The following is an 18,873-nucleotide window of genomic DNA, read 5'->3' as shown; positions in this document are numbered from 1 at the left end:
ATATTGCTATCAGACTTGCTCGAGGAAGCTGTCGATGACCTTTTTTGTGCCGGCTTTCTCGAAATGCACCGTTAGCTTATTACCATCCATAGACCCAATTTTGCCATAGCCGAATTTCTGATGAAACACGCGTTCTCCAATTTTAAAGGTGTTATGCGTTGATGATGTATTTTGGACTTTGACATTGATGGTCTTATTTTGCTCACGCGCGGCTCGGTTACGTTGCATCCGTTGCCAGCCCGGGCTGGAATAGGTGTCGCTGGTTGAATGTTTGACGAATTGGCTCTGGGAACTGTCTTGAAAGCCTTGATTTTGATTATATCCAATTTCAGCATCTAACGGCTCAACATGCTCTTCGGGAAGTTCATCAATAAATCTTGATGGTATTGCGGCTTGCCATTGCCCGTGAATGCGCCTGTTACCGGCAAAAGAAATCGTAATATTTTCTTTCGCCCGTGTGATGCCAACATAGGCTAAGCGTCTTTCCTCTTCGAGGCCACGATCACCCGTTTCATCTAGACTTCTTTGATGTGGGAATAATCCTTCCTCCCAGCCAGGTAAAAAAACAGTCATAAATTCCAGACCTTTAGCTGCGTGAAGCGTCATTAATGACACTTTTTCCTCACTGTCATTTGTTTCAGCATCCATGATAAGCGAGATGTGCTCCAGATAAGCATTGAGCGATCCAAAATCATCCATGAATCTGATGAGTTCTTTCAGATTTTCTAGTTTGCCTGGTGCTTCGGGAGATTTATCATCCATCCACATTTGCGTGTAACCGCTTTCATCGAGTACGACTTGCGCCAACTCATTATGCGGTAAGTTGTCTTTTTGATTACGCCAACGATCTATAGAGGTGACAAACCCCGAAAGAGCGCGTCGTGCTGCGGGCTTTAATTCGTCCGAGTCGATTAAAATTCTGGCAGCACGCATGAGAGAAATTGAATTACGGCGTGCTGTGCTGTGAATATTTTGTAGAGCAACATCGCCAAGTCCGCGTCGCGGTTTGTTGCATATTCTTTCAAAAGCCAAATCATCATCCGGTTGGGCGATGAGTCTTAAATAGGCATTGGCGTCTCTGATTTCAGCGCGCTCATAGAAGCGTGGGCCACCAATAACGCGGTAGGGTAATCCCAGTTGCATGAAACGGTCTTCAAATTCTCGCATTTGGAATGAGGCGCGCACAAGAATGGCAATTTCATTTAGATTATGTCCTTTTCTTTGAAGTGCTTCGATATCATCTGCAGTGACCCGCGCCTCTTCCTCGCCGTCCCAACTGCCTCGTAGTCTGACTTTGTCTCCAGCGATTTCCTGTGTCCACAGGGTTTTACCGAGTCTATTTATATTCGCTTCAATGAGACCGGAGGCCGCGCCCAGAATATGCGGTGTTGAGCGATAATTACGTTCCAGTCGAATAATGCTGGCACCGGGAAAGTCTTTTTCAAATCTTAAAATGTTATCGACTTCAGCGCCCCGCCACCCATAGATGGACTGATCGTCATCCCCGACACAACATATATTATGATGCTTTTGCGCCAAGAGCCGGAGCCACAAATATTGCACGGCATTGGTATCCTGATATTCATCGACAAGCATATGACGGAAGCGATCCTGATATTCCTGCAAGATCTCATTATTTTCCTGAAATAAGCGCAGACATTCGAGTAACAAATCACCAAAATCAACAGCATTGAGAATTTTTAGCCGGTTTTGATAGCTTTCATAAAGCTTACCTGCTGCGCCATCGGCAAAACTTCCTGCTTCTCCGGCGGGAACTTGATGCGGTTGCCATCCTCGGTTCTTCCATCGGTCAACAAGAAATGCCAATTGTCGGGCAGGCCAGCGTTTATCGTCAATATTTTCAGCCTTGATGAGTTGTCTTAGTAATCTTATCTGGTCATCTGTATCGAGAATTGTGAAATCAGGTCTGAGCCCGACCAACTCGGCATGACGACGAAGGATTTTTGCTGAAATAGAGTGGAAGGTTCCGAGCCACGGCATGCCCTCAACTTGTTCGCCGACAAGACTGCTAATTCTATCTTTCATTTCCCGCGCGGCTTTATTGGTAAAGGTTACGGCGAGAAACTGGCTTGGCCATGCCTGTTTGGTATAAATTTTATGTGCAATACGGGTTGTAAGGACGCGTGTTTTCCCTGTACCTGCCCCTGCCAGTACAAGCAAAGGCCCATCCGGTGCGAGAACGGCTTCACGTTGTTCAGGGTTCATATCCTCCATGCCTTTTGCCAGTTCACCATTTCCGGCATCTAAAGGCATGCGCGCCGCTGCGCGTTGCGATAGGCTCATAGTTTCTCCCCCACTTGACATGGTGTCTGCATGATTGGGGGGCGGAGGTTCTGGGGCATGCGATGTTGTGTTTTTATTCACATCATCCGTGCCTAAATCAAAAGGGTCTGAAACCATAATTTTTTCCGTGATTCTTTAAAGAATATAACACGAACATAAGGCTTTTCACCCAGCTTTTAGGTTTCGTTCGCTTTATCTTGATACCATGACAAAATATACACACGAATAGCCGAGGAGAGTGAGGCCATGCGTTTTGAGTTGTCTATCTCAGCGATTAAATCTTGTGGTGATATATCTTGTTGTGCGGCAATATCCCTTATAGCGTCCCAGAAAGGCGCTTCAAGCGAGATGCTTGTTGCATGACCTGCGATGGTTATGGAACGTTTTCGGGGTTTATCCATGATAGGCCTTTACCCTCAAAATAGACTATTTTGGCGCAATCATATCTTCTGGACGGACAATCTCTTCAAATTCAGCTTCCGTCACAAAACCAAGACCAACGGCTTCTTCGCGAAGTGTTGTGCCGTTCTTATGGGCCGTCTTTGCGACGGTTGTTGCATTGTCATAGCCAATTTTTGGCGCTAGAGCCGTCACCAGCATAAGTGAGCGTTGCATCAACTGTTCAATATTGATTTCGTTAGCTTCGATACCCACCACACAATTATCCGTGAAGCTCACTGCGGCATCACCTATCAAGCGCATGGATTGTAATAAATTATAGGCCATGACGGGTTTGAACACATTAAGTTCCATATGCCCTTGTGCCCCCGAAACCGTAATTGCCGTATGATTGCCCATGACCTGCGCACAAACCATTGTAAGAGCTTCGCATTGTGTTGGGTTGACTTTGCCTGGCATGATGGATGAACCAGGTTCATTTTCAGGTAAGCTCAATTCACCAAGTCCTGAACGGGGGCCTGAGCCGAGCAAACGAATATCATTGGCAATCTTATTCAGCGAGGCGGCAATCGTGTTGAGCATGCCGGACATTTCAACAAATGCATCATGGGCAGCAAGAGCCTCAAATTTGTTTTCCGCAGTCACAAAATCAAGTCCTGTAAAATCAGCGACTTCTGCAGCAAACTTTTCTGCAAATCCGGGTTTAGCGTTCAGCCCCGTCCCGACTGCTGTTCCACCTTGTGCCAATGCCAAAAGGCGCGGCATGGATGTTTCGACGCGTTCAATAGAATATTTAAGCTGTGTGGCGTAGCCCGAAAACTCTTGCCCAAGCGTCAGGGGGGTGGCGTCCTGTAAATGAGTGCGTCCAATTTTAACAATATCTGCCCACGCCTCAGACTTGGCAGTCAGGGCGGTATAAAGGTGTTTCAACGCAGGCAAAAGGCGATTGCTTCCCTCTTCAGCCGCAGCAATGTGCATGGCAGTTGGAAAGGTGTCATTTGAGGATTGGCTTCTATTGCAATGATCATTGGGGTGCACGGGAGATTTGGAACCCATTTCACCACCTAGAATTTCTATCGCACGATTAGAGATGACTTCATTGGCATTCATATTCGATTGTGTGCCAGAGCCTGTCTGCCAGACCACCAGTGGGAAGTGATTATTTAATTTACCATCAGCAACTTCAGTGGCTGCCGACACAATTGCCTGTCCAATATCACTTTCAAGATTATCAAGGGACATATTGGCTTTTGCCGCCGCCATTTTGACAATCCCCAAGGCACGTATCATAGGTTCTGGCATAGTTTCTCCGCCAATCTTGAAATTCCCGAGCGAGCGTTGAGTTTGTGCGCCCCAATATTTATCTTCGGGCACTTCCAAAGGGCCAAAGCTGTCGGTTTCAGTGCGGGATTGGGTCATTGCTGTCCTCTTTAAATCGAAAAACATTACATAATGTATGTAGAAAATGTGTGGGAAGATTTAGCATTTATTGGTTTTGTCGCCAAGTTGGTCAGTCATTTTTATCTCGAAAGTTTTCAAGACTCACCACCTCGCCAGTGGTGTTGATTTCTGGTTCTTGATTTTTCAAATCTTCTTGTTTTTCAATATCTTCAAGATCATTCTCCCTATGATTATCCGATGCAAGGGCAGAGGCCGCGCTCACAGTCATATCTTCCAGTACTAGGCCAAATGACACGGAAGGGTCATAGAACTTTGTGAGTGCGTCAAAAGGAATATAGAGATCATGTGGCGTATGATTAAAGCTCAAACGCACGGAAAATCCTTCAGGTGTTACGATAAGGTTTTCAAACTGGTTTTGCAGCACAATCGTCATTTCATCAGGATATTGTGCCATCAAGCTGTCGGATATTGAGACTTTAGGAGCTTGGGTCTTAAAGGAAATATAAAAGTGATGCTCACCGGGCAGCCCCTCTTCGGAAACAGAGGATAAGATATCGCTGATAAGGTTCAGCATAGCTTTGTGGGTTAATTTTTCGTAATCGATTTCGTTCATGTTCTTCAAAGTTACCCGATGCGATAGGATGAAAGTCCAGCGAGTGAAGTGGTGGGCTTCTGTTGCCAGGTGCCCGCCGGACCCCGCCTTACCCTGCGACGGATAAGGGCTTGAATTGAAGTGTTGGCGCTACTTACGCAGCGACAGCAACTTCCGCATAGTTGTCATTTGCAACTAAAAAATAGCCCGATAACGGTGGTACAATACCGAGCGACGGAAACAACTTTTACGCCCTCGTCGATCCTGTTTCGCCCCCCCAATAACTTGTGAGAATAAATGGTGGAGGCGCCGGGTACTGCCCCCGGGTCCGATGGGTTTATTACGAAGCCCGTTTATCGCCATAGTCGGTAAACCGACCCCTTACATATACTCTTTTTCACAGCAAATGAGTAGGGGGAATTGATAAACTGATTGAGGCAAGGAACTGAATCCCTTAATTATGTGTGATGCTTCAATATTTAACGCTTCTTGAAAAAGTTATGTCAGAAGGTGTCACCCGAGATGATCGAACGGGTACTGGCACTAAAAGTATTTTCGGCTATCAAATGCGCTTTGATTTATCAAAGGGGTTCCCAATTCTAACAACCAAAAAGCTTCATTTGAGGTCCATAATTCATGAACTTTTATGGTTTTTATCGGGGGATACGAATATTTCCTACCTCAAGGAAAATGGTGTTTCGATATGGGACGACTGGGCAGATGAAAATGGTGATCTCGGTCCTGTTTATGGCTATCAGTGGCGCAGTTGGCAAACCCCTGATGGACGTCAAATTGATCAAATCAAAAACCTTGTTGAGCAATTAAAAAATAACCCTGACTCCCGCCGCCATATAATAACTGCCTGGAATCCCGCAGATGTTGATGATATGGCCTTACCTCCCTGTCATTGTCTGTTTCAGTTTTATATCGCAGACGGAAAGCTATCTTGTCAGCTCTATCAACGCTCTGCGGATATATTCCTTGGGGTGCCTTTTAATATTGCCTCTTATGCTCTTCTGACCATGATGCTGGCGCAAGTGCTTGAACTTGAGCCAGGAGATTTTGTGCATACATTGGGAGATGCGCATCTTTACCTAAATCATCTGGAACAGGCGCAAACACAAATTTCGCGTTTGCCTGGGGCTTTGCCAACTATGAAAATCAATCCGGAGAAGAAAGATATTTTTGACTTTGTATTTGAAGATTTTTCTCTTGAAGACTATGAAGCGCAGCCCCACATTCGTGCGCCAATTGCGGTTTAAATCATGCAGATTGAGATGATTGTTGCTGTTGCAGAAAACGGCGTTATTGGGCATGGCGGTAAAATGCCCTGGCGTCTTTCAACAGACCTTAAGCGTTTTAAGAAAATCACAATGGGATTGCCAATTATAATGGGGCGGCATACATGGGAGTCGCTACCGGGCGTGTTACCGGGCCGACTGAATATTATTATTACCCGTTCAAAGCTTGACCTGCCAGAAGGCGCGCTTGTCGTTAACTCCCCCGAAGCGGCTCTGGAAGCTTCGAAAGAGACAGGCTCAAAAAGGGTTATGATTATTGGGGGTGGAGAGATTTACAAAGCTTTTGAGGCTCAAGCTGATATTTTGCACCTTACGAAAGTACATGCCGCGCCGGAAGGGGATACTTATTTTCGCCTTTCAAATCCTGATGCGTGGCATGAGGCGTCTAGAGAAGATGTGCAAGCTGGTGAAAATGACACAGCTGATGTTAGTTTTGTAACATTGCGTCGCACCTGATTAGCAAGTTCCTTTTTATGACAAATTTATCACATGATGGGCTTTTCTAGGCTTAAGATATGCTGTTTTTTGGGTTTTTGTTGACAAAGCAAGAACCAGGCCAAAAAGTGAATTCCTTGGAGGCTTTATGAGTATCAAGCTGAAATTACAGTCCAAGCAGATGCAATCTCTCGTCCTGACACCGCAAATGCGGCAGGCGATACACATTCTGCAGTTGAATAATCTTGAACTCAATGAATTTCTTGCTGAACAAGTGAATGAAAATCCGTTTCTTGAAATTCAGGATGCCCAGGGTTTTGATACGGCCCTAGATGCTTCTAACTCAGATAATAATGATACCGGAAATGCTGCAGATTCTACAGATAGTGTGGCAGGTGATTTTCTTGATAATTCGTTTAAAAGCGGCAATCTGCCTGAAACGCATATCACAGATAGCTTTTATGAAAATCTTTGGGACTCTGATGCGCGTCAGGATTTACAAAATCGCCATGTTGATCAGGGCGAGGCATCTTCTTATGGCGATGACAACATTAATCCCGGGCTTGTAATTGAACAAAGTGTTAGTTCAGTGCTTTCGTTTGCGGATTTTGTGCAGCAGCAAATTTTTGACAAAATGCTTGAAAGCCCGTTGAAAGAAGATTGTCTAACTCTATTGGGGTGGCTTGATGATGAAGCCTATCTTCTTGAGAAGGCTGAAGAGTTGGAAACGCGCCTTGAGATCTCACTCGATAGAGTTCAAGCAGCACAAAATGAACTCCGGTCTCTTATGCCCGTAGGGGTTGCGGCAAGCTCTCTGGCAGACAGGTTATCCATGCAATTACATCATGAGGGACTTTGGCATCCAGATTTCGAAGTTATTCTTGATAATCTTGATCTTCTTGGGCGCGGTGAAGTTAATTTGCTGGCTAAGAAATGCAAAATCCGTCCACGTATTTTGTTGGATCGCGTAGAAACTATTCGTCAACTCAACCCTAAAATCACCTCATCTTTTAAGTTTCAAGCTACACAAGACCGCCAACCGGATATTCTTGTTTTTGAAAATGATGTGGCTGATGAAGAATATGGTAATTGGCGTATTGAATTAAATGACAACACGCTTCCTAAGATACTGGTGCTTGACCGTTATTGGGAAGAACTTGCAGCAAAAAAAATGCCTTCCAAAGACAGGGAATATTTGAATGCCTGCTATAATTCCGGCAACTGGCTAGTAAAATCAATGAACCAGCGGGCAATAACATTGTTGCGTGTTGCGCGGGAAATTGTGAAGCAACAACCTGAATTTCTTAAAAAGGGGCTAGATTATCTTAAGCCCATGACGTTGCGCGATATCGCTGTTGAGCTTGATCTTCATGAAAGTACGGTTAGCCGGGTTACCGCAAATAAGTTGATGGAAACCCCGCGAGGCATTTTCGAGCTAAAGTATTTTTTCTCGGTTGGGATTTCAGCAAAAGAAGGTGATCAATCTCATTCAGCAAGAGCCGTTAAAGAACGTATTAAAAATCTAGTGGCAGGTGAAACAAAGAACCAGAAAGACGGGCGACCAAAAATTTTTTCAGATGAAGCGCTAGCGCTTGCGCTACAAGAAGACGGCATTAATATTGCTCGCCGTACAGTTGCTAAATATCGCGAGGCCATCGGTATTCCAAGTTCGGCGGATCGGAAACGTGCGGCACGGCTTTTGAGTTAATACAAAAACTTAGGCGATATTTTGTCTAAGTCTTTTAAATATTTTCTTCTTTTGCTTTGGTTTGGCTTTTTCGAGTGCGCTTAATAACTCACGCAGATGGCGGTATTTTTGTTTCTTTTTAAGCTTGGTCAATGAAACCCATTTGCGTTGACGCATGAAGCGCTCCGGCCATCGTTTCATTTCGGTATCTACCAGGATTGGGTAAAAACAAACTGTTTTGCCAACACTATTAGCCCCATTTCCTTTGACTCTGTGGATAATAGGGTAATCAATAAGTTCACCTGAAACGCCAGCCTCTTCGGTTGTTTCCCTGAGAGCAGTTTGTTTTAGTTTTTCGTTTTGAATAACTTTACCTTTTGGGAAAACAAATCTGCTTTTGCAACGACGCGATGTCACGACGCATAGCTCGAACTCATTACCTCTTCGTCTGATTGGAATAGTGCCTGCATTGGTAAGTTTTTTATTTCCAGACTTACCGTTATTTATTGTGGTGTGTAATTTCTTTACACCTATTTCATTCCTTATGCCGTTATGCTCTGCATGCTTGCTTTGTAGCTTTGCCATGCCTTACCTCTTTTTGTTACTCTTCATCAACGTGCTCTAAATCTATTATTTTTATTGATGGCGCAAGCTTCTTTTTGGGTCAGACTGTGGGTAAATCTTCCCAGCGTGTGGTGTATCGCGGTGATACTTTTTCTTGTCGCATGAACCAGTTATTTTGTCGCTTCGCCGTGCCATAAGCAATACTGCCGTGACCGAAGCGACTATTAATCCCATCAAAAGCTTGCATAAGCTGATTTCTTTTTTTCTGTGCGATAAGTGCGTCAGGTGAACCAGCATGGCTCCAGAGACTTTGCGGGGCCATATCTTGTCGTACCAGATTGCTCAGGAGAACGCCCGCTTTTTTATACTCATAACCGGGCCGGAAAATATGCGCTAATCCTTGACGCATGGCGGCGAGAATATCAGCCGTATGGGCAGTCATTTCAGGGAAGGTGAGGGTGATGGCATTGCTATATTGGGGGCGGTCTTTTTGAAACCTGTTGGTGCGGACGAAGACGGTTATATAGCCTGCTACCAACCCAGCTTTGCGTGTTTTGGCGGCGGCGCGTGACGCAAAATCACTCAAACGGTCTGTGAGGGCCGCACGCTCTGTGACAGGTGTTGAGAAACTCCGTGATACACAAATACTTTTTTTGTCGGGGCTTTCGAGTTCCAGCGACACACAGGGTATGCCTCTGAGTTCGTGCAAAGTACGTAAACCGACCACTCCCATTTTTTGTCTGACCCAGCTATCAGAACAGGCACGAAAGTCTGCGGCGGTCATAATGTTGCGGGCTTTCAGCATGCGCGCCCAGCGTCGCCCGATGCCCCAGACATCTCCAACATCTGTGGCGGCAAGGGCGGTGGTAATTTCTGTCGGATCAGTCAGATTTGTAACGCCGTGCTTGCTGGGGTTCTTCTTGGCAAGGCGATTAGCAATTTTTGCTAACGTCTTGCTACTTGCCATGCCGATGGATACGGGAATACCCGTCCATTGCGCGACTTGTTGGCGTAGCCGGTACGCCAAATCAACTGGGTTCATTGTGTCCGGCAGATTACTGAAATCGAGAAAACACTCATCAATGCTGTATATTTCGATGGCGGGTGCGGCAGTGGCGAGCACTTGCATCACGCGGCTACTCATATCGCCATAAAGAGCGTAATTGCTCGACATGACGGCGATGCCAGCATCCTCAATCACGTGCCGCCACTTAAAATAGGGCGCGCCCATTGGAATACCGAGTGCCTTGGCCTCATTCGAACGCGCAATGATGCAGCCATCATTATTGGACAACACGACAACAGGCGTGTCGCAAAGTTGTGGGTTAAACACCCGTTCACAGGAGACATAGAAATTATTGCAATCAACGATAGCGATATGCGACTGCGTCATGCGCGGAAGCCTCGAATACAATGGCTGACCACGCCCCATATCTCACTATCGGGTGGCATTTTCGCATCTGAATAAGAAGGGTTCTCGGCATGCAGAATCCATAGATGCTTATCGTCTGGATCTCGCAGGAGCCGCTTAACGGTTAACTCACCATGCAGAACGGCAATAACAATATCATTGGCGGTTGGTGTCAGACTACGATCAACAACCAGCAAGTCGCCCGGATGAATACCCGCGCCTAACATCGACTCTCCAACAACCCTTAAAAAAAATGTCGCCGCCGGATGCGCAACAAGGTGCTTGTTGAGATCCAGACTACCTTCGATGAAATCATCAGCCGGGCTTGGAAATCCAGCAGAAATACGGGACGCAAAAATCGGGCGCCGCACCTCTAATGTGATGTCTGAACGCAATAACATAACGCAACCAAAAAGAACATAACATGAACATAGACATTATGTTATGCAGATTAGCCTGTCAAGATTTGTCAAGAATTGGAATGATATTTGGGCTATTCGTGCCTGATAAGACGAGATGGATTTTCATAATCATTAACACCACCATTATCAAAAGAGATATCAGCCCAATCGCAATCCCAGCTGATACACGCGACCGAGCAGGTAGGGTATTTCGTGGCAAATCTCTCGGCAATTTCAGGCGATGTTTGCGCCATGCGTCCGGCAAACATTTCCATGCCCGGATTATGAGCGACCAGCAAAATACAATCATGGTCACCGCCATTACGTTTGGCGATATTCAGAAGATCCGTATGCATCGCTTGATAGAGGTCGCTGGAATAAGTGATAATGTCGTGATTACATAATGTGACAACCGTTTCGCGTGTCCGGCGGGCAGTTGAGCAAATCACTAAAGTCGGCGCGAAATTATTCTCGATATAGCGGGCCATGATCTCGCGGTCACGGCGACCTCGCTTGTTAAGCGGGCGTTCATGGTCGTCAAGTTCAGGGGTATCCCAATCTGATTTGGCGTGCCGCCAAAGCAATAATTTAACCATTAGTATCCCGCCTCTTTATCTACGACATTGTTCAAGGGTTCCTGTTTAGCAAAAAGTGCCAAATTATCCAGAAAAGAAGTGGAAATAGCGTCAATAACCTGCATGTCGCACCAGGCCAAATGTGGACTGAGAAACACTTTTTCATGCCCATAAATCCAGTGATCGGTGGGTAAAGGCTCGGTCTTTACAGCATCAAGTGATGCACGGGCGAGTTTTCCATCATCTAGAGCCTGCTTTAGATCGTTTTCATCAACCAGTGATCCTCTGGCAATATTGACCAGATGTGCCTCCGGTTTGAGATAGCTAAGAGTTTTTGCGTTAACAATATTATCGGTTTCGGTAGTTGCAGGTGCTGCGAGGACTAAATGGTCGGCTTTTGCGAAAAGCGCTTCGAGACTATCTGCGGTTTCCACCCCATCCATTGCAACAGATGAGTGCCGTGTCGTAGCCAGAACCTGCATATCAAATGCCAAAGCGCGTTTGGCAAGTTCTCTTCCAATTGAACCAAATCCAAAAATAGAAAGTGTTTGTCCCTGTACCGCCCCGATATTATCGGCAATGGACCAGAGAGGTGAAGGTGCGCTAATCCAGTTTTCTGGCAGGTTTTTTCTGGCTGCCAAGATGCAAGTGAACGCCCATTCGGCAACCTGAACGGCGCTGGCACCGCGAGAGGAGGTTAAAATGGCGTCCCCTGTTGCTTCCAGCGGAAAGCCGTCAATACCGGTTCCAAAAATATGAATCCATTTCAGCCCTTTTGTCGCCGCGATAACTTCTTCCAGCCCATCCAGAAATGAGGCAACACAGAGCAGGCAATCTGCCTCGAGGTTTTCTGTCAGAGGTTGTGACGGGTCGATAAAAATAACCTTGGCTTCTGGCACTGCGGCGTGAATGCCGTCGATTAATTCTTGATTGTTTAAATAGGATAAAATTCTAACCATGTGTTTGTATAGGTTCACTTAGCTATTTCAGCAAGACCATCTCATCAGCGATACGTTCGGACTGCACAAGTTCCAGAAATGCCTCGCCGAGTTCCTCACTGCGCTGGATAGCTGTTTGCCAAACCTCCAAGCGCTTTGGCTCGTTTTTAATAAATCTCTTGAAATCATTTCTGGAGGGAATTCGCCCGTAGGGTAAGGATTTCACATAATCATCTGAAGGGGCAAAAATCACCACATTATCCAGCTTGCTCGCAGAAACTTTTCGCCATGGATAAAATTTATCAAACCAGCGCCATTTAAGATAATCGTAAAAATGCGGGTAAAGGACTATGCCTTCATTGGAAGGCCATAGCTGGGAAGGAATGGGGTGGTAATCCAGCATACCGCCATCTCGATAGAGATGAATACCATCCTCGGTTCCAATTTCTATGCCATGCATCATAACCGGAATAGCTCCGGATGCATTTAAAGCCGGTCCTAAATTCTTTTTGTCTAACGTCACATTGTGGGTTGGATAGTTGTCTATAGGTCTGAGTGCTTTTGAGCTTCTTGGGTCAGAAAACACAACGCGTTCTGCTATGCCTCTGAGACTTTGATTGTCTATGAGGGATAAAAGTGCAGCTTTTGCAATCGCCTGTTTCTGGCGTTTTACATTCTCGCTGGCTAGTAAATTGAAGGATCTTACAGTACCGATATGAAGTCTGAAATTTGGATGGGAGAGTATCTCCTCATCTCCACCATCAGCCATGACCGCGTCAATGAGTTCCTGTGGCGCCCAACTTATAATATCTCTCACATCGGGTTCATCAACCTTATCGGCATAAGTCTGCGTGGAATAAATATTGGCAAATTGATCCAGCCAACCAAGCGTATCGGTTCTGCATGCGGCAGCCAGTTTAAACGCGCCTGCAGAGGTTCCGAGTAAATCAACTGAATGGTCTATATTTTTTAGCCATTGTCCCAGTATCATCTTGTCCAGCCCGATTGTGGTTAGGGTCTTGGCGGCGCCCGACGCACAAATAACACTTTGCACATCTGACGGATTTAGGCCGTGGGCTCTGATATGTGAAAAAGCCCTTGGGCCTGCCAGAACTTTTAACGTCGTCATTTTTCGCCTTTATTCATTCGCAATATGAAATAGGTTAGCCAGAATTCATTACAATGTTAAGACCAGTTCTTCCGGTAGGGTGTCGGCATTTCTGGCGACGATATGAATCGGGATATCCGTCACAAACCGACCCAGCGTTTCGGCAGTTTCCTGCTCGGGGACAGGTGCAGCCTCTGAACTGTTTATGATGATTGCTGATGGGGTGATGCCTCGTTCTTTGAGGGCTTCAAGAGCTGTCATTGTGTGGGATAAAGTGCCGAGATAACTTCCTGTCACGAGGAAGCATTTCGCATTTAAAGCTGCCTGCCAGTCCAATGTTGTATCTGTTTCATTCAAAGGTACCATCACACCGCCAACGCCTTCCACAAGTGTAGGTGTGTCAGAGTCTAGGTTGTTACAAAAATCTACCAGCGGAAGAAGTGGGATAGTTGCGTCTTCACGTCTAGCCGCCATATCGGGCGAGAGGGCAGCTGAAAAACGCCATGGAGAGATTTCTCGCACATTTTCCATTGTCGGTGATTGGCCCATGGCATCAAGAATATGGCCTGTATCGGACTCATTAATTTTATTTTCGTCAAAGCCGCTAATGACTGGTTTCACGCCGCGAACGGTTTTCCCCATCTTGTTGGCAGTCTTAATCAGCAAACAGGTGATATATGTTTTGCCGATATCAGTGCCGGTAGCAGCTATGAAAGTAAGCGCCATTAAACAATTCCATATTCTTTTTTTGCCGCGCATATTAAATCAGCGAGGCGGTCAATATCTGCGGTTTTATGAGAAGCATTAAAAGCAATACGCAATCGTGCCGTATTATCGGGGACGGTTGGTGGTCGGATAGCACTGACAAGAAAACCTTCATTTGCAAGTTTTTCCGATACAGCCATGACAGTGTCATTATCACCGAATATGACCGGGACTATAGGACTCTGAGGGGTAGGAATACCAACCCTGTCACAAAAATGCTTTGCATAGGCCAGAGGTTTATCGACCAGCGTCGGGTCTTGCTCAATAATCTCCAATGCCGCAAGAGCTGCGGCTGTACTCATGGGAGGGAGGCCTGTCGAATAAACAAAACTCCGTGCCCTATTCACCAGCAAGTCAATTAACTTCTGACTGCCACATACATAGCCGCCATAGCTGCCCAGTGCCTTTGATAAAGTCCCCATTTGCACATCAGCCACAACGGGCGGATCAAAAGCAAATCCGCCTCCACGACCTGCACCAATAACACCAATGCCATGTGCATCATCGGTAACCAACCAGCTTTCATAGCGGTTGGCGATGTCTCGAAGAGCTGGAAGTGGTGCCAAATCACCGTCCATTGAAAAAACGGTATCTGTTAAAATAAGGCATTTGCTGGATGACTTTCGTTGCGCCGTGAGGTGGTTTTCCAAATCGGCACAATCATTGTGCTTAAAACGAATGACTTTTGCACCTGACAGCCGCGCGCCTGAATTGAGGCAAGCATGAGCCAGTTCATCCACGAGAATAAGATCGTCCGAACCGGCGAGTGCAGGTATGAGACCAATATTAGCCAGAAAGCCAGAGCCGAAAACCAGACAGGCTTGCGTATTTTTTAGTTTCGCCAGTTTCTCTTCTAACTCTTCCAGCAACGGGTAATTGCCGGTAATAAGCCTGGAGGCGGCGGCGCCAGTACCATAAAGTCTGGCGGCTTCATTTGCTTTTTCTAGAAGGGTTGGATCGTGCGATAGCCCCAGATAATCATTGCAGGAAAAGGAGATAAGAGATTTTCCAGCTTGGTGGCTCTGCGCTTCCGCAACGCGATGCGTGGTCTTAAGCTTTCGAAAGCTCGCACCTTCTTCAAGTTTGTTGATTTTTTCAGCGCAGAAAATATCAAGAGAATTTTGATTGGTTTTCATATATTCTATTATCCGCCTGTTAGGTCTTATCGTGAAGTAACATTTTCTCAGCCGACCTCATGATTATTAGCGCCCTGTAATTGAACAATAAAGCAAGAAATGAGTTTTTCTTTATAAGATATTAGTTTGAGAGATATATATGCCTGTTTCCCCCGTTAATCCTCTTTTTCCTGATATGCCAGATTGGCAGCGAAAGGCGACTGATAATTTATGGCCGCCCTACACGCAAATGCGAACAACGCCTATCGGTCTTCCGGTTAGTGAAGCAGAGGGGGTGCGCATAAAGCTGGCCGATGGTCGAACATTAATAGATGGTGTGTCCTCATGGTGGTCCGTCTGTCACGGTTATCGACATCCGCATATCGAGCAGGCGGTTGTCAACCAATTGCAAAAACTCCCGCATATTATGCTTGGCGGCTACCAACACGAGCCTGCTGCCCTTCTCGCCAGACGTCTTGCCGATATTTGCCCAGGCGAGCTTAATCATGTCTTTTTTACCGACTCTGGTTCCGTAGCTATTGAGGTTGCTATGAAAATGGCAATTCAATTCTGGTTAAATAATGGCATTAAAGGACGCCATAAATTCATGCATTTCAGAGGTGGGTATCATGGCGATACTTTTGCTACAATGGCTGTATGTGACCCGGAAGAGGGGATGCATAGTCATTTTTCGGGAGTGCTAACACCGCAAATTCTTGCCGAATTACCCATAAATGATGAACTTTACGAACGGCTGGACAACCAGATGGCTACCCATGCCGACGCGTTAGCGGGATTATTAATTGAACCTCTTGTTCAGGGCGCTGGGGGTATGATTTTCCATAGCGAGGATGTGCTGAAAAAAGTTGCCGATTTATGCCAAAAACACGATATTTTGCTGATTGCCGATGAGATTATGACCGGTCTTGGACGGCTAGGTGAGATGGTAGCATGTCAACGTGCCGATGTTACGCCCGATATTATTACGTTCTCAAAAACTCTTACAGGTGGCACAGTGCCATTGGCAGCCACCATCGCTTCGCGCAGGATTTTTGAAGCGTTTCTGGATGACGATCCTGCAAAAGCGTTGATGCACGGGCCTACCTTTATGGGGAATCCCATTGGCTGTGCAGCGGCTCTAGCATCGCTTGATTTATTCGAACAGGAACCCCGTCTTGATCAGGTAAAAGCTATTGAAACACAGCTTATCAAAGAACTTGAGTCTGCGCGTGAACTTCCTGCGGTAAAAGATGTCAGAGTTTGTGGTTCTATCGGTGTTATTGAGACCACCGGATTAGGGGATGTAAATCTACTAAAAAAGCGTTTTGTGGAAGAAGGTGTCTGGATACGACCATTTGGCAATATTATTTACACCATTCCTCCTTATATAATTGGTCAGAAAGACCTGACTCAAATAACCTCAGCAATGGTAAAGCTGTCCAAAGAATTATAAAGTATTACTTTACAATTTTTTTTAAATTATTGGCCTTTTTCTTCTCAGAAAAATCGAAATTAACAAAGATATTATAAATATTATGGTTAATGTGCTTATAATTACCGGTCCAGGAGGAAGGTAGGCGAGTTTTGACGCTAAATAACCGATGGAAACACCCGAAAAAGCGAAAATAATAGCCCATATAATCATTTTTTCAGGAGTTGTTGAGATTTGTCGCGCAGCGGCGGCAGGTATGATTAATAAAGAAGTAATAAACAGAACACCTGTGATTTGCATGCCCATAACGACCAAGGATGTCATAATTCCCATCATAATATATTGAAGGCGTAACGTCGGGACTCCCTCGGCCCTTGCAAGATCCATATTTAAGGTCATTAGAATTAAAGGCTCCCATATGAACTTGAGAATAACGCCGATCACAATGGCACCGATTATCAGAGTTATATTTTGGTGCATTGAAATATTTTCCAATGAGCCAAGCAAATAGGTTTCTAAGAGTTGATGCGGATCAATTTTGTTTTCTGCCTCATTGTGAACACCATGCCCGGTCTCTACTGCAGACCAAAAGACCAGCAACAATCCTAAAGCTAATGCGCCGTGAGCTAAAATCCCTAATAGCGTATCTATGCTCAGTTTGCGTCGTTGTTGGAGATACACCAGCAATACTGCAAAAAACGCACTTATCAGCGCGACGCCAATATTGGGTGCAAACCCTATAAATAGGCCAACCGCAACACCTAAAAGCGCAGAATGAGCAATCGCATCCCCAAAATAAGCCATACGTCGCCAGACAATTAAACACCCAACAGGCCCAGCGATAACGGCCAAAACAAGCGGGGCTATAAGTGGGGTCATCAGTGACTGTCTCCATTAAAATGGTCATGATCATGTTCATGCGGATAAACAGCCATCATTTTCGACAAATCATCCCCAAATATTGAAATGAATTCCGGATCACGTGTAATCGCTTGTGGTGCACCCGAACAGCAAACATGGTGATAAAGGCAAACCACTTTTTTTGTGGATGCCATCACCAGATGAAGATCGTGTGATACCATAAGTATCGCTTTCTGACGGTTGTGATAAATTTTTTCGAGTAATTTATAGAATTCGAGCTGACCCGAAATATCCAGATTTTGGGCAGGCTCGTCCAATATCAATAAATCCGGATCTCTAGCAAGGGCGCGAGCCAGCATAACCCGCTGGATTTCACCACTTGATAAGTTATGCATTTGCCTGTCCAGAAGATGTGGGATGTTTGTCTCGTCAATAATTTCTGTGAGAAAATCCGCCTCTATCGCCAAATTTAAGGATAAAAAACGTCTGACTGACAAAGGCAATACAGGGTCTATGAGCAAGTTTTGTGGCATATAGCCGATGGTGAGACCTGGTTTATGGGTTACGCGCCCTGAACCGGGTGTAAGCACACCAACAAGACACTTCAACAACATAGTTTTTCCGGCACCATTCGGGCCGACAATTGTCAGAAAGTCTTTTTCGTCAATCTGAAGAGATACGTTGTCAAGAATAAGTCCTGTCTCTTTCTTAACCGTAATGTTTTGACCCTCAATTAGCATTTGCAATGTTGGCCTATTTATTTTGCGCCATAAGAGACAATTTCGGGAGTAAAAGTGATTTGTTCTTCGGTTTCAAAATGAAGCGTAATGCTCATCTCGTCTTCGGAGGCGGTATAGCCAAAAACCATTAAATGAAGCCCGTGAGGTTTTAGGTGAACGCTTGTATTGGCATCAATGGTTAAGGCATCAAGTCGGCGCATCCGCATAACTCCATTTTTCATGTCATGCGTGTGGATTTCTATTTTTTTAGCAGACGTGCTCTGGGCAGATATTAAGGTCTTATCCTTGTCGGAGATGTTAGAGAGTTTGAAAAACACCACACCCGGGCGATCACTGATACCGGGACGGAAAACAGCATCTTCAATGCTAAATGAGTTGGCATCCGCATTTGCCTTTGAGACGATTGTCGCTCCAGATAAGGAAAGAAAAAAGACTAAAATAAGCGGTAAGATTCTGTACATGGGGCGAAAACCTCTTCGGTAGATTAAAAAATTTTTTAGTTAAATATCTTAGAAGAAAAACAACATACGTCTAATTAGGCTTGTCGACCACTCATATCGTCCATCTTCTGGAACTTTTTTCCTTTTATCTGTGGTTGGATTAAAAATTGGCTCTGATTTGGGTGTCTTTAGCGTTTTTCTATGTATCCGCCTGTTCGGGCGGTTGTGAGAGGCATGCTGGGTAGATATCTGGGGTAATCGCCAAAACACCAAGCTGAGCGTTTTGCGAGTCCTTAGATTATGCCAATGTAATAGTGTGGGGTGCCATATCATCAGAGCGGAGAGTAAATAGGCAAAGCTGAAACTAACTGGGATTCTGAAAATTTCCACACGAGGATCAAGGT

At 45.4% G+C, this 18,873-nt stretch carries 19 protein-coding genes and 1 other RNA gene; 4 read left to right on the top strand and 16 right to left on the bottom strand.

Annotation, left to right across the window (positions count from 1 at the left end; genetic code table 11):
* Positions 1 to 9: 9 nt before the first annotated feature.
* From RS24_RS03090 to ssrA, 5 genes are all read right to left on the bottom strand, one after another.
* Positions 10 to 2,421, bottom strand: coding sequence for an ATP-dependent helicase (locus RS24_RS03090; protein WP_021776725.1), 2,412 nt, complete (start codon positions 2,419 to 2,421; stop codon positions 10 to 12).
* Between the two features lie 59 nt (positions 2,422 to 2,480).
* Entirely contained in the window at positions 2,481 to 2,705 is a 225-nt protein-coding gene (locus RS24_RS03085) for a ribbon-helix-helix domain-containing protein (RefSeq protein WP_021776724.1), read from the bottom strand.
* A 25-nt stretch (positions 2,706 to 2,730) separates the two neighbouring features.
* Complete coding sequence (gene fumC, locus RS24_RS03080; RefSeq protein ID WP_021776723.1) at positions 2,731 to 4,122, bottom strand: class II fumarate hydratase; 1,392 nt, start codon at positions 4,120 to 4,122, stop codon at positions 2,731 to 2,733.
* A 91-nt stretch (positions 4,123 to 4,213) separates the two neighbouring features.
* Complete coding sequence (locus RS24_RS03075) at positions 4,214 to 4,717, bottom strand: SspB family protein (RefSeq protein WP_021776722.1); 504 nt, start codon at positions 4,715 to 4,717, stop codon at positions 4,214 to 4,216.
* A gap of 47 nt (positions 4,718 to 4,764) precedes the next feature.
* Positions 4,765 to 5,113: a transfer-messenger RNA gene (gene ssrA, locus RS24_RS09845) on the bottom strand.
* Positions 5,114 to 5,163: 50 nt separating this feature from the next.
* On the opposite strand from ssrA, the gene RS24_RS03070 reads away from it, so the two are divergent.
* The 3 genes from RS24_RS03070 (at position 5,164) to rpoN (ending at position 8,140) form a co-directional block, all read left to right on the top strand.
* The gene (locus RS24_RS03070) at positions 5,164 to 5,958 is read left to right on the top strand and encodes a thymidylate synthase (protein WP_021776721.1); all 795 of its coding nucleotides are present in this window, start codon (positions 5,164 to 5,166) and stop codon (positions 5,956 to 5,958) included.
* Between the two features lie 3 nt (positions 5,959 to 5,961).
* Positions 5,962 to 6,453, top strand: coding sequence for a dihydrofolate reductase (locus RS24_RS03065; RefSeq protein WP_021776720.1), 492 nt, complete (start codon positions 5,962 to 5,964; stop codon positions 6,451 to 6,453).
* A gap of 127 nt (positions 6,454 to 6,580) precedes the next feature.
* Positions 6,581 to 8,140 carry an RNA polymerase factor sigma-54 gene (gene rpoN, locus RS24_RS03060; protein ID WP_021776719.1) on the top strand — a complete coding sequence of 520 codons (1,560 nt, stop codon included), beginning with the start codon at positions 6,581 to 6,583 and terminating at the stop codon, positions 8,138 to 8,140.
* Positions 8,141 to 8,149: 9 nt separating this feature from the next.
* On the opposite strand, the gene RS24_RS09660 is transcribed toward rpoN, so the two are convergent.
* From RS24_RS09660 to bioF, 8 genes are all read right to left on the bottom strand, one after another.
* Positions 8,150 to 8,704, bottom strand: coding sequence for an NUDIX hydrolase (locus RS24_RS09660; RefSeq protein ID WP_021776718.1), 555 nt, complete (start codon positions 8,702 to 8,704; stop codon positions 8,150 to 8,152).
* A 79-nt stretch (positions 8,705 to 8,783) separates the two neighbouring features.
* Positions 8,784 to 10,076, bottom strand: coding sequence for a Y-family DNA polymerase (locus RS24_RS03050; RefSeq protein ID WP_021776717.1), 1,293 nt, complete (start codon positions 10,074 to 10,076; stop codon positions 8,784 to 8,786).
* Positions 10,073 to 10,495, bottom strand: a complete 423-nt coding sequence (locus RS24_RS03045) for a LexA family protein (RefSeq protein WP_021776716.1) — start codon at positions 10,493 to 10,495, stop codon at positions 10,073 to 10,075. Before RS24_RS03045 ends, RS24_RS03050 begins: the two co-directional genes overlap by 4 nt.
* Positions 10,496 to 10,587: 92 nt before the next feature.
* Entirely contained in the window at positions 10,588 to 11,091 is a 504-nt protein-coding gene (locus RS24_RS03040; protein ID WP_021776715.1) for a SixA phosphatase family protein, read from the bottom strand.
* Entirely contained in the window at positions 11,091 to 12,029 is a 939-nt protein-coding gene (locus tag RS24_RS03035; RefSeq protein ID WP_021776714.1) for an NAD(P)-dependent oxidoreductase, read from the bottom strand. The genes RS24_RS03040 and RS24_RS03035 overlap by 1 nt, the downstream gene beginning before the upstream one ends.
* Before the next feature lie 22 nt (positions 12,030 to 12,051).
* A complete protein-coding gene (locus RS24_RS03030) occupies positions 12,052 to 13,137 on the bottom strand; it encodes a patatin-like phospholipase domain-containing protein (protein WP_021776713.1) in 1,086 nt (361 codons plus the stop codon).
* A 48-nt stretch (positions 13,138 to 13,185) separates the two neighbouring features.
* Complete coding sequence (gene bioD / locus RS24_RS03025) at positions 13,186 to 13,842, bottom strand: dethiobiotin synthase (protein ID WP_021776712.1); 657 nt, start codon at positions 13,840 to 13,842, stop codon at positions 13,186 to 13,188.
* Positions 13,842 to 15,017 (bottom strand): 8-amino-7-oxononanoate synthase, encoded by a 1,176-nt coding sequence (bioF, locus tag RS24_RS03020; RefSeq protein ID WP_021776711.1) that lies wholly within the window; start codon positions 15,015 to 15,017, stop codon positions 13,842 to 13,844. Before bioF ends, bioD begins: the two co-directional genes overlap by 1 nt.
* A 139-nt stretch (positions 15,018 to 15,156) precedes the next feature.
* Here bioF and RS24_RS03015 point away from each other — a divergent pair, with 139 nt between their 5' ends.
* Positions 15,157 to 16,449: an adenosylmethionine--8-amino-7-oxononanoate transaminase gene (locus RS24_RS03015; RefSeq protein ID WP_021776710.1), complete on the top strand. Its 1,293-nt coding sequence runs from the start codon at positions 15,157 to 15,159 to the stop codon at positions 16,447 to 16,449.
* Between the two features lie 21 nt (positions 16,450 to 16,470).
* Here RS24_RS03015 and RS24_RS03010 read toward each other — a convergent pair whose 3' ends face one another.
* The 3 genes from RS24_RS03010 to RS24_RS09655 are packed head-to-tail and all read right to left on the bottom strand — an operon-like array spanning position 16,471 to position 18,490.
* The gene (locus RS24_RS03010) at positions 16,471 to 17,307 is read right to left on the bottom strand and encodes a metal ABC transporter permease (protein ID WP_021776709.1); all 837 of its coding nucleotides are present in this window, start codon (positions 17,305 to 17,307) and stop codon (positions 16,471 to 16,473) included.
* Positions 17,307 to 18,029, bottom strand: a complete 723-nt coding sequence (locus RS24_RS03005) for an ATP-binding cassette domain-containing protein (RefSeq protein ID WP_021776708.1) — start codon at positions 18,027 to 18,029, stop codon at positions 17,307 to 17,309. Before RS24_RS03005 ends, RS24_RS03010 begins: the two co-directional genes overlap by 1 nt.
* Before the next feature lie 17 nt (positions 18,030 to 18,046).
* Positions 18,047 to 18,490 carry a copper chaperone PCu(A)C gene (locus tag RS24_RS09655; protein ID WP_021776707.1) on the bottom strand — a complete coding sequence of 148 codons (444 nt, stop codon included), beginning with the start codon at positions 18,488 to 18,490 and terminating at the stop codon, positions 18,047 to 18,049.
* Positions 18,491 to 18,873: the final 383 nt, after the last annotated feature.

It is taken from the genome of Candidatus Micropelagos thuwalensis, assembly GCF_000469155.1.
In the GTDB taxonomy this organism is placed as follows: domain Bacteria; phylum Pseudomonadota; class Alphaproteobacteria; order RS24; family RS24; genus Micropelagius; species Micropelagius thuwalensis.
The sequence above is the reverse complement of the archived record's forward strand: the minus strand, read 5'-3'. Positions and strand labels throughout refer to the sequence as shown.

Excerpts from the sequence above, each read along its gene's own strand:
- RS24_RS09660 (WP_021776718.1), bottom strand. The coding sequence starts at position 8,704 with ATGGCAAAGCTACAAAGCAAGCATGCAGAGCATAACGGCATAAGGAAT.
- RS24_RS03030 (WP_021776713.1), bottom strand. The coding sequence starts at position 13,137 with ATGACGACGTTAAAAGTTCTGGCAGGCCCAAGGGCTTTTTCACATATC.
- RS24_RS03065 (WP_021776720.1), top strand. The coding sequence starts at position 5,962 with ATGCAGATTGAGATGATTGTTGCTGTTGCAGAAAACGGCGTTATTGGG.
- RS24_RS03090 (WP_021776725.1), bottom strand. The coding sequence starts at position 2,421 with ATGGTTTCAGACCCTTTTGATTTAGGCACGGATGATGTGAATAAAAAC.
- bioD (WP_021776712.1), bottom strand. The coding sequence starts at position 13,842 with ATGGCGCTTACTTTCATAGCTGCTACCGGCACTGATATCGGCAAAACA.
- bioF (WP_021776711.1), bottom strand. The coding sequence starts at position 15,017 with ATGAAAACCAATCAAAATTCTCTTGATATTTTCTGCGCTGAAAAAATC.
- RS24_RS03050 (WP_021776717.1), bottom strand. The coding sequence starts at position 10,076 with ATGACGCAGTCGCATATCGCTATCGTTGATTGCAATAATTTCTATGTC.
- RS24_RS03045 (WP_021776716.1), bottom strand. The coding sequence starts at position 10,495 with ATGTTATTGCGTTCAGACATCACATTAGAGGTGCGGCGCCCGATTTTT.
- RS24_RS03005 (WP_021776708.1), bottom strand. The coding sequence starts at position 18,029 with ATGCTAATTGAGGGTCAAAACATTACGGTTAAGAAAGAGACAGGACTT.
- RS24_RS03040 (WP_021776715.1), bottom strand. The coding sequence starts at position 11,091 with ATGGTTAAATTATTGCTTTGGCGGCACGCCAAATCAGATTGGGATACC.
- RS24_RS03070 (WP_021776721.1), top strand. The coding sequence starts at position 5,164 with ATGCTTCAATATTTAACGCTTCTTGAAAAAGTTATGTCAGAAGGTGTC.
- RS24_RS03075 (WP_021776722.1), bottom strand. The coding sequence starts at position 4,717 with ATGAACGAAATCGATTACGAAAAATTAACCCACAAAGCTATGCTGAAC.
- RS24_RS03085 (WP_021776724.1), bottom strand. The coding sequence starts at position 2,705 with ATGGATAAACCCCGAAAACGTTCCATAACCATCGCAGGTCATGCAACA.
- rpoN (WP_021776719.1), top strand. The coding sequence starts at position 6,581 with ATGAGTATCAAGCTGAAATTACAGTCCAAGCAGATGCAATCTCTCGTC.
- RS24_RS03015 (WP_021776710.1), top strand. The coding sequence starts at position 15,157 with ATGCCTGTTTCCCCCGTTAATCCTCTTTTTCCTGATATGCCAGATTGG.
- RS24_RS03035 (WP_021776714.1), bottom strand. The coding sequence starts at position 12,029 with ATGGTTAGAATTTTATCCTATTTAAACAATCAAGAATTAATCGACGGC.
- RS24_RS09655 (WP_021776707.1), bottom strand. The coding sequence starts at position 18,490 with ATGTACAGAATCTTACCGCTTATTTTAGTCTTTTTTCTTTCCTTATCT.
- fumC (WP_021776723.1), bottom strand. The coding sequence starts at position 4,122 with ATGACCCAATCCCGCACTGAAACCGACAGCTTTGGCCCTTTGGAAGTG.
- RS24_RS03010 (WP_021776709.1), bottom strand. The coding sequence starts at position 17,307 with ATGACCCCACTTATAGCCCCGCTTGTTTTGGCCGTTATCGCTGGGCCT.